The sequence below is a fragment of the Stenotrophomonas sp. HMSC10F07 genome (genome assembly GCF_001807895.1).
In the GTDB taxonomy this organism is placed as follows: Bacteria; Pseudomonadota; Gammaproteobacteria; order Xanthomonadales; family Xanthomonadaceae; genus Stenotrophomonas; species Stenotrophomonas sepilia.
On sequence record NZ_KV791466.1, the window covers coordinates 1 to 9,989 of the forward strand.

The window sequence follows — 9,989 nt, forward strand, 5'->3', positions numbered from 1 at the left end:
CGACTTAATCCCCTCCGTCCCCTTTTTTCAGCCGGCGAATCCGCCTTCGGCAAGGTAGTCCAGTTCCTCCGGCGAGGGAATGCGCCCCAGCACGGCGTTGCGGTGCGGGAAACGGCCGAAGCGGCGGATGATGTCGCGGTGCAGCTCGGCGTACTGCAGGTATTCCTTGTCGCCCAGCACATCGAACATCGCCACCGAACGGTCCTGGTCCAACGGGTCCTCGGAGTGCTCGAACGGCAGGTAGATGAAGGCGCGCAGCTTCGGCACCAGCTGCAGGTCCAGGCCTTCCTCGATGGCGCGCATGGCGTAGTGCCGGGCCAGGCCATCGGTAGCATAGGAATGGGCAGTACCGCGGAAGCAGTTGCGCGGGAACTGGTCCAGCAGCAGCATCAGCGCCAGTGCGCCCTCGGCACTGCCCAGCCAGTGTTCACGCCCACGCGAAGCGGCGGCGAAATGCTCATCCAGGAACAACTGGCGGAACTGCGCGTCGAACGCATCGTCGCGGGCGAACCACTTCGCAGGGCCCGCTTCTTTCCAGAAATCCACCACTTGCGCGGCAACGTCCATCACCTACTCCCCAGGGCCGGCGCGCCGCGCCAGGCCATCATCATCATTCGTCGAAGCGCAGGTGGCGGACCGACTTGCCGTTGCGCCGGATAAGCTTAAGCGCCTCGATACCGATCTGGATATGGTTTTCCACGAACTGGGAGCTGACCTTGGCATCGGAAGCCTCGGTCTTGACCCCGTCGGGGATCATCGGCTGGTCCGAGACCAGCAGCAGCGCGCCACTGGGAATGTGGTTGGCGAAACCGGCTGCGAACACGGTGGCGGTTTCCATGTCGATGGCCATGCAGCGCATCGCCCGCAGCCGCTCCTTGAAGGCCTCGTCGTGCTCCCAGACCCGGCGGTTGGTGGTGTAGACGGTGCCGGTCCAGTAGTCGTGGCCGAGGTCGCGGATCATGGTCGAGACTGCACGCTGCAGCGCAAACGCCGGCAAGGCTGGCACTTCCGGCGGCAGGTAGTCGCCCGACGTACCCTCGCCGCGGATCGCCGCGATCGGCAGCACCAGGTCACCCAGCTGGTTCTTGCGCTTGAGGCCACCGCACTTGCCCAGAAACAGCACCGCCTTGGGCATCACCGCCGACAGCAGGTCCATGATGATCGCGGCATTGGGGCTACCCATGCCGAAGTTGATCATGGTGATGCCATCGATGGTGGCGCTGGCCATCGGCCGGTCCAGGCCGATGACCGGGGCGCCGGTCAGCGCGGAGAAGGTGTGCAGGTAGCCGCCGAAATTGGTCAGCAGGATATGCTGGCCGAACTGGTCCAGCGGAACGCCGGTATAACGCGGCAGCCAGTTGTCGACGATTTCCTGTTTGCTCTTCATGCCCGGTCCGGTTCTGCAGGGGCGCCATTGTAGGCAACGCTGCGCCTGCCCTGCCACACAAAGAGAAGGGGCGGCCCAACGGCCGCCCCTCCTGGTTTCCCTGCGGGAGCCCGTGGCTTAGAAACGCACCGACCAGCGCAGGTTGGCACCGTGGTCGCGGCTTTCGTCGCCGAACTGGCCGCTGTAGCCCAGTTCCAGCTGCTGCTTGGCGGTCAGCCAGGCCGAGAGGCCCAGTTCGGCCACCACCGCGCTGTCGGCGATGGGTGCACCGTTGACCACGAAGCTGTCACCGCCGGTGGCAAAGCCCAGGCGGGCCGACGGGTTGCGGTCGCCGCTGGCGTGGCGGTACGCCACCGCGCCGCGCACGTGCAACCAGCTGTCCTGCTGGAACGAGGCCTTCAGGCCCTTGTCGAAGCGCACGCCGGCCGTGGCCAGGGTGGTGCGCACGTCGTCCACCGAACCCTGCAGGGCCGCAGCACCGCCACGCTCGTTCACGTGCTTGGTGTCCACTTCCACGCGGGCCACCTGCACGTACGGCTCCAGGCCAGCCTCGCGGCCACCGAAGCGGTAGGCCGCTTCGATGAAGGCCTGGCGGGTACGCGCGTCGTAGCGGGCGCTCAGGGTGTCGCTGTAACCGGCGAACGCCAGCTCACGGGTACTGTCCACATCGTGTTCGCTCCATGCTAGGCCGCCACGCAGGCCGAAACCGCCCCAGTTGTGGCTGGCGTAGGCGCCGAAGTGGGTGTTGTCCACCTTCGACCTCGCACGGCGGCCTTCGCCCTGCTTCACGTCGGTGCGGCCGGTACCGGCCAGCACGCCCACCTGCCAGCCGCCGAACTCGCGGTCGGCACCGACCAGCAGGCCGTTGCTGTTGGCTTCGGTGCGGGCGGTGTTGGTGTTGCCATCCAGCGTGGTGCTGCCGGCCAGGGCCTGCACCCACACACCGGTGGCGTCGCCGCCTTCGGCACCCGGTGCAGCGGCACCGGCACGGCGGGCCAGCGCGGCATCACGCACGTAGCGGCTGCCTTCCAGCAGGGCCGCGCTGGTGGCGGCATGCAGTTCGCCGCTGAGGCTGTCCAGTGCGCTGCCCACCTGTTCCGGGAACAGCATGGTCAGCGGACGCGGCAGGCCCTGGTTGACCGCCAGACCGTCGACCACGGTGGCCACGGCCAACTGGTTGGCGGTGGTGGCCGCGGTAGCCAGCGCGTTGCCGCGGGTCACTTCAATGCGCGCGCCGGCGGCGGAGTAGGCCAGGCCGAACTGCAGGAAGGGCGAGAAGGCGCTGAAATCGGTGCTGGCGAACCGACCGTTCACGCCGCCGTCGGCCTGGATGAAGTTGAACTGCTCGCCCAGGTAGTAGGTGCCCGGTTCCGGCAGCGCCACCAGGGTGCCGCCCAGGGTGGCGGTGCCGGTCACGTGCAGCTGGTCGCTGCGGCTGCCCGGGGCCACCTCGGCCTGGTACACGCCAGTGGCGGTCTGCACATAGTCACCGTTGATGGTGAGCGTGCCGATGGAGTTGCCCGGAGCGATGATGCCGGCCACGGTGGTGTTTCCCAGCTGGCCCACGCCCTTCAGCGTGCCCTTTTCACCCACGAAGGTGCTGCCGCCGGTCTGCACGCCGTTGAAGGACACCACGCCACCGGTGACGGTCAGGTCCGAGCCGTCCAGCACACCGGTGGCGGTGATGCGGCTGCTGCCGCCCAGGCTGTTCAGCGCTGTGTTCTGCAGGGTGCCGTTCAGCAGGAAGATTCCGCCGGTCACGTCCACGGCGCTGGTCAGCGTGTTCACGCCGTCCAGTTCCAGCACGCCTTCGCGCACCACCGCGCCGTTGAAGCTGTTGTCGCCGCTCAGGCGCAGCCAGCCGATGCCGCTCTTGGTCAGTTTGCCCGGGCCGCCGATGTCATTGGTCCAGTCGTCCCATGCATCACCTTCCCACACCTTCAGGCCGCCGGCCTTCTGGTTCATCACCACATCGGTGTCCACGCGCAGCGAGCCGTAGCCTTCGACGGCCGCAGCCAGGTTCATCAGGCCCCAGCCGTAGACATCGTCCACGCCTGCAGCACCCAGGTCGGTGGCGGTGGTCAGCAGCACGTCGCGCACCTGCGCGCTGTCCAGGTACGGGAAGCGCTCGAACAGCAGGCCCAGCGCGCCGGTGACGTGCGGGGCGGCCATGGACGTGCCGCTCAGTTCCTCGTAATCGGACGACGGGGTCTGGCTGATGATGTCCACCACCAGGTTGCCATTGTCATCGTAGAAATCACCTTCGATCACCGAATCGGGACCGTACACGGTCGAGTTGATGTTCGAGCCGGGCGCGGCGAGGCACCAGTTCGCCGCCAGGCCACAGCGCATCGAGCGGTTGCTCAGCTCCAGGTCCTGATTGACGTTGACCACGGCCAGCCAGTACGGCTCGACGTCGGCGACGGCGCGCGGCAGCGAGGCATACATGCCGGCAATCGGCGCTTCTTCCGGCGAAGTGTTGGGCGAATCGGTGTTGCCAGCGGCCCATACCTGGATCAGTCCGCTGCTGCGCGAACCTTCGGCCATCGCAGCCAGACTGGCGGCGAACACCGGGTGCGACTGGTACATGTCCAGGTCTTCCGCTGTGGTCGGCTCGTTGGCCAGGCCCCAGCTGTGGTTGATGGCGCGCACACCCTGCTCGTTCATCTGCGCATACAGCTGCGGGTAGATCGAATCGTCGGCCTGGATGGCGGCGATGGTCTGTTCGTCCAGATACAGGGAACCGCCGATATTCACCACCGACAGGTAGGTGGCGCTGTTGGAGAACAGGCGGGCCACGCTCAGGTCGGCGCCGAAGGCAACACCGTGGGTGCCGTTGCCATCACGGTTGGCGGCGATGGTGCCCGACACGTGGGTACCGTGCACGTTGTAGCTCAGGCCTTCGTAGAAGCCATTGCGCTCCAGCAGATCGGCATAGTCCGGGTCGAGCAGCTGGTAGGACACGGCCACCTGGTCACCGTCGCTGGCGAAGCAGGCGTCCGGGCCACTCAGCACTTCGCGCGCGCACAGGCTGCCATCGGCCAGCACGTCGGCCAGATGGATGCTGCGGTGGTCCTTGCCGGCGAACTCGTCGTGGTCCAGGCCGGTGCCGCTGTCGAACACGCCCAGGCGGATGCCGGTGCCGGTCAGGCCGCGTGCGTAGGCCACATCGGCGTTGATCGCCTGCAGGCCCCAGTCGCTGTTGAATTCGGTGGTGCGCCAGCTGGCGGCATCACCCGGCTTGCCCATGATGGGTTCCGGATCGACTTCCACATCGGCGGCGGCGACGGCCAGCGACGGCGAAGCGGTGAGGACCGGTGCGGCAAACGCGGCCTGCAGGCTGCGCTGGAACTGGTAACGCGACAAGGCGTCTGCGTTGCTGTCCTGGGCCAGCGCCGGCAGAGCGGCGGCCATCAGCAGCGAGCCAACAATGGCCGAGGCCAGGGGTGAGGGGAGGATCGAGCGGCGGGAAGCGGTGGAGCGATACGACGGGAAGACAATCATCTGCAGTTACGTCCTTGATTCCTTGAAATATTTCAGGTGCAGCTCCGTCATGGAGCAATGGAAAGCACACCTCACGGCGGGTCAGCGCTCGCTGTCCCACCGGTTGGTAGCGGCAGGTGTCACAAAAAATTAATGCTTCGTTCAGAATTTTTGTATAGGAAAATCCCCACCCCTGCCCCTGCCCAAGGTCACTTGGCAAGTGGTATCGACGACGGATAGCGTCGGCGGATTCACGCGTGGGTTGGGGATCTCTGCATGGCATCGATGGTGTTGCGCGCCGCTCTTGGGATGGCGCTGGTTTCGTTGAGCACGGCACCGGCGGTGGGCGCCTCGCGCTTCGTCGCCGATCCCTACCCCAGCACCTACCAGGCACACCCCGATGCACCGGTGCTGATCCAGAACGCCACCGTGCTGACCGGCACCGGCCAGCGCCTGGACAACGCCGACGTGCTGCTGCGCGAGGGCCGCATCGCCGCCGTGGGCCGCCAGCTGCAGGCCGATGCCGGGGTCACCCGCATCGATGCGCAGGGCAAGTGGGTCACACCGGGCCTGATCGACGTGCACTCGCACCTGGGCGTGTACCCCAGCCCGGGCGTCGGCGCGCACAGCGACGGCAACGAGATGACCGCGCCGGTCACCGCCAACGTCTGGGCCGAGCACTCGGTGTGGCCGCAGGACCCGGGTTTCGCCACCGCACTGGCCGGCGGCGTGACCAGCATGCAGGTGCTGCCGGGCTCGGCCAACCTGGTCGGTGGTCGTGGTGTGACCCTGAAGAACGTCCCCGCCATCACCTACCAGGCGATGAAGTTCCCCGGCGCGCCGTGGGGGCTGAAAATGGCCTGCGGCGAGAACCCGAAGCGGGTCTACGGCGGAGGCAAGGGCGTCGCTCCGGCCACGCGGATGGGCAACGTTGCCGGTTACCGCGCCGCCTTCATCGATGCCGCCGACTACATCGCCAAGAACAAACCGAAGCCGGCCAAGCGCAAGGGCTGGTTCGGCAGCGACAAGGGCGACAGCGCCGGTGATGCCGGCGGCAAGCGCGATCTCAAGCTGGACACGCTGGCCGGTGCGATCGAGGGCGACATCCGCGTGCATATCCATTGCTACCGCGCCGACGAGATGGCCACCATGCTCGACCTGGCCAAGGAATTCGGCTTCAAGGTGGCCGCCTTCCACCACGGCGTGGAGGCCTACAAGCTGGCCGACCGGCTGGCCGCCGACGGCGTCTGCGGCGCGCTGTGGGCCGACTGGTGGGGCTTCAAGATGGAAGCCTTCGACGGCATTCCGGAGAACATCGCACTGGTCGATCGGCCGAAGAACAGCTGCGCCATCGTCCATTCCGACTCCCCCGAAGGCATCCAGCGCCTGAACCAGGAAGCGGCCAAGGTGATCGCCGCCGCGCGCCGCGCACGCATGCCGGAGATCCCCCCCGAACACGCCATCACCTGGATGACCGCCAACGCCGCCAGGGCGCTGGGGATTGAAGGCCAGACCGGCACCCTGGAGGCCGGCAAGATGGCCGACGTGGTGGTGTGGAACGGCAACCCCTTCAGCTCGTACGCGCTGGCCGAGCAGGTCTTCATCGACGGCCGCCGCCTGTACGACCGCAGCGCACCTGCGGCCACGCCACGTTCCGACTTCCAGCTTGGCCAGGAGGCGCACTGATGGGCGCGTTGAACAAGCGTCGCCGGGCATGGCTCGGCGCTACGGTCATGGTGCTGGCCTGCCTCTCCGCAGCTGCGCAGGCGCAGGACCTGCTGGTCCGCAACGCCACCGTACATACGGCCAGCGCGCGCGGCAGCCTGCAGCACGCCGATGTACTGGTGCAGGGCGGCATCATCCGCGCAGTCGGCAACGGGCTGTCCGCACCGGCCGGGGCCAACGTCGTCGAGGCCGATGGCCGCCCGCTGACACCGGCGCTGTTCGGGGGCATCACCGAGATCGGCATCGAAGAGGTCTCCGGTGAAGCGAGCACGGTCGACAGCACGTTGAAGATCGGCGAACAACCGTTGCGCCCCGAGTTCGATGTCACCCTGGCGTACAACCCGGCCTCGGTGCTGATCCCGGTGGCGCGCCTGGACGGCATCGGCTTCACCGCGCTGGGGGCGGCCACCGGTGGCGGCTTCGTTGCAGGCCAGGGTGGCGTGATGCGGCTGGACGGCAGCGCCGATCCCCTCGGGCCGCGCGCGCTGTTCCTGCGCCTGGGGTCGGCCGCAGTGGAGCTGACCGGGCATTCGCGTGCGGCGCAATGGATGCTGCTGCAGCAGATGGTGGACGAGGCACGCGGCCAGGTCGCCGCGGACTCGCCGCATGCGCTGCTGACCCCGGCCGGGCGCCGCACGCTGGGCCGCTACCTGACCGGCCAGGGCCGCATCGTGGTGGAGGTGGACCGCGCGGCGGACATCCGCCAGCTGCTGCGCTGGGCCGCCCGCGAGAAAGTGAAGATCGCCATCGCCGGTGGCAGCGAAGCCTGGCAGCTGGCGCCGGAGCTGGCCGCCGCACAGGTACCGGTGTTCGTCGATGTGTTGTCCAACCTGCCGGCCAGCTTCGACCAGATCGGTGCCACGCTGGAAAATGCGGCACGCCTGCAGCGTTCCGGCGTGGCGGTCTCGTTCGTGCAGCGAGGCGACGCCTCGCACAACGCCCGCAAGATGCGCCAGCTGGCCGGCAATGCCGTGGCCAATGGCCTGCCCTGGGCCGACGGCCTGGCCGGCCTGACCCGGGTGCCGGCGCAGGCGTTCGGCGTGGCCGACCAGATCGGCAGCATCGAGCCGGGCAAGCGTGCCGACCTGGTGCTGTGGGAGGGCGACCCGCTGGACGTGGCGCACTATGCCGAACAGGTCTGGCTGGGCGGCCGGGCGATGCCGATGCGCTCGCGCCAGACCGAACTGCGCGACCGCTACCTGCAGCGCAACGCGCAGCCCTGACCTCCAGTTATCCAAGGAAACCCACATGGCCACCCTGCGCTGGTACTTCGACTTCGTCTCGCCCTATTCCTACCTGCACTGGCAGAAGCTGAAGCAGCTGCCCCAGTTCGCACAGATCCAGACCGTGCCGATCGCCTTCGGTGCCGTGCTGCATCACCTGGGCAACCTCGGGCCGGCCGAGATTCCGGCCAAGCGCCGCTTCATGTACCGCCAGCTGCTGTGGACTGCGCAGGCCGAAGGAACACCGCTGCGGTTCCCGCCGGGCCACCCGTTCAACCCGTTGTCTGCCCTGCGGCTGTGCCTGGCCGCCGGTGGCAGCGTGCAGGCGGTAGATGTGCTGTTCGACTGGATCTGGCGCGACGGCAATGCCGCCGATAGCGCCGAGGCCCTGCGCGAACCGGCTGCGCGGCTGGGGATCGAGGATGTCGCCAGCGCCACCGCGGCCCCCGCGGTCAAGGAGCAGCTGCGGAGGAACACCGAGGCCGCCATTGCTGCCGGCGTGTTCGGCGTACCGACCCTGGCCATCGATGACGAACTGTTCTGGGGCAACGACGCCCATCCGTTGATGGCCGCCGTGCTGGCCGATCCCGCCCTGCTGCAGCAGCCCGAATGGCAGCGCCTGGCCGAACTTCCGGTGGCCGTGCAGCGCAGTCGCTGAACAGGGCCTGGCGTGTTTCCCTCGCGCGCCACGCCAGAATTTGAGATAGATTTCACGTTTCCGAACCTACAACCGCCCTGGAGGGGGAGCCGCGGATGCGCATCGGAATCGTCGTCGACTCGGCCTGCGACCTGCCGCAGGACTTCATTGCCGAGCACAACATCGTGCTGCTGCCGATCACCGTACGAATCGGTGAAGCGGTTCTGGCCGATCATCGCGATGAGCAGGCCACGCTGAGTTTCCTGCATGCACACGTGGCCGAGCACGGTGCCGAGGCGGAGACCATCCCCTTCAGTGTCAACCAGATCCGCGACCTGTTCCTGCAGCAGCTGGTGATCGATTACGACCACGTGTTCTGCATGACCATCACCAAGACCCGCAGCCCGATCCACGACAATGCGCTGCAGGCCAGCTTCGCCATCCTCAACGATTACAAGCCGGTGCGGCAGGCAGCGGGCTACAACTCGCCGTTCGCCCTGCGCGTGCTCGATACCCAGAACCTGTTCGCTGCGCAGGCCGTGACCGCAGTGGAGGCGGTTCGCCTGCGTGACAGTGGTGCCAGCGTGCAGCAGATCCGAGAACGGCTGGAAGAACTGGCCGGCAATGTGCACGGCTACATGATCACCCGCGACCTGTACTACATGCGCGCGCGTGCACGACACAAGGGTGACCGCAGCGTCGGCCTGCTCAGCGCCGCACTGGGCAGCGCGCTGGACATCAAGCCGGTGCTGCACGGCTACCGTGGCCAGACCGGGCCGGTGGCCAAGATCAAGGGCTTCGACAGTGCCGTGCAGAAGCTGTTCGCGGTGGTCAGCCAGCGCGTGCGTGCCGGGCTGATGACGCCGACGGTATGCGTCAGCTACGGCGGTGAGCTGGATGAGCTGCGCAGCCTGCCCGGCTATGCACAGATGAAGGAGGTCTGCGCCGGCCATGGCGTGACCGTGTACGAATCGGTGATGAGCCTGACCGGCATGGTCAATGTCGGCAAGGGCGCGGTCACCGTGGGCTTTGCCGATGGGCCACATCGGTTTGAATGAAGGCCGACCGTGGCTGGAATCTGCACATCGATTCGACCACGGTTGTGCCAGCCTTGCCGCACTTCAAGGAGAACTTCATGCCTGCGCAGTACCACATCAGCCTGCCCGACCCGTCCAAGGCCCGCGGCAACGACCCTGACCTGTCCTTCCATTCGCAGGGCGCCGCCGGTTTCGCCGAAGAGCTGCAGGACGCCCTGCGCAGCGGCACGCTGTTCGAACGGTGGAAGGCCAAGCAACCCGACCCGGATGCGGTGGAACCGCAGTGGGGCGTGACCGATCCGGACGCCACCGTGACCGGCGAGCAGAAGGACCTGCGCATCAACCTGGTCGCCACCACCCGTATCGACAGTGACGTGTTCAAGCAGCGCCTGCGCCTGCTGGCCGGCCACCACTGGGAACTGCGCGACGTGCGTTGAGGCCACGCCATGGTAGTGCCGGCCGCTGGCCGGCAACCGAGGAGATGCCGGCCAGCGGCC

The 9,989-nt window shown here is 67.4% G+C and carries 8 protein-coding genes; 5 read left to right on the top strand and 3 right to left on the bottom strand.

The genetic code is table 11. The features are described 5' to 3' along the window. Positions 1-27 precede the first annotated feature (27 nt). From HMPREF3114_RS20220 to HMPREF3114_RS20230, 3 genes are all read right to left on the bottom strand, one after another. Entirely contained in the window at positions 28-567 is a 540-nt protein-coding gene (locus tag HMPREF3114_RS20220; RefSeq protein ID WP_005419210.1) for a DUF924 family protein, read from the bottom strand. Positions 568-610: 43 nt separating this feature from the next. Further along, positions 611-1,387, bottom strand: coding sequence for an AMP nucleosidase (locus HMPREF3114_RS20225; protein WP_005419211.1), 777 nt, complete (start codon positions 1,385-1,387; stop codon positions 611-613). A gap of 117 nt (positions 1,388-1,504) precedes the next feature. Beyond that, complete coding sequence (locus HMPREF3114_RS20230) at positions 1,505-4,891, bottom strand: autotransporter domain-containing protein (RefSeq protein ID WP_070490521.1); 3,387 nt, start codon at positions 4,889-4,891, stop codon at positions 1,505-1,507. 255 nt (positions 4,892-5,146) lie between these two features. Here HMPREF3114_RS20230 and HMPREF3114_RS20235 point away from each other — a divergent pair, with 255 nt between their 5' ends. From HMPREF3114_RS20235 to HMPREF3114_RS20255, 5 genes are all read left to right on the top strand, one after another. Beyond that, positions 5,147-6,556: an amidohydrolase gene (locus HMPREF3114_RS20235; RefSeq protein WP_070490523.1), complete on the top strand. Its 1,410-nt coding sequence runs from the start codon at positions 5,147-5,149 to the stop codon at positions 6,554-6,556. After that, positions 6,556-7,818, top strand: a complete 1,263-nt coding sequence (locus HMPREF3114_RS20240; protein ID WP_070490525.1) for an amidohydrolase family protein — start codon at positions 6,556-6,558, stop codon at positions 7,816-7,818. The genes HMPREF3114_RS20235 and HMPREF3114_RS20240 overlap by 1 nt, the downstream gene beginning before the upstream one ends. Before the next feature lie 25 nt (positions 7,819-7,843). Further along, complete coding sequence (locus HMPREF3114_RS20245; RefSeq protein ID WP_005419225.1) at positions 7,844-8,476, top strand: 2-hydroxychromene-2-carboxylate isomerase; 633 nt, start codon at positions 7,844-7,846, stop codon at positions 8,474-8,476. 95 nt (positions 8,477-8,571) lie between these two features. Further along, the gene (locus HMPREF3114_RS20250; RefSeq protein WP_053501128.1) at positions 8,572-9,513 is read left to right on the top strand and encodes a DegV family protein; all 942 of its coding nucleotides are present in this window, start codon (positions 8,572-8,574) and stop codon (positions 9,511-9,513) included. Positions 9,514-9,590: 77 nt separating this feature from the next. Then, the gene (locus HMPREF3114_RS20255) at positions 9,591-9,929 is read left to right on the top strand and encodes a hypothetical protein (protein WP_006469105.1); all 339 of its coding nucleotides are present in this window, start codon (positions 9,591-9,593) and stop codon (positions 9,927-9,929) included. Positions 9,930-9,989 lie beyond the last annotated feature (60 nt).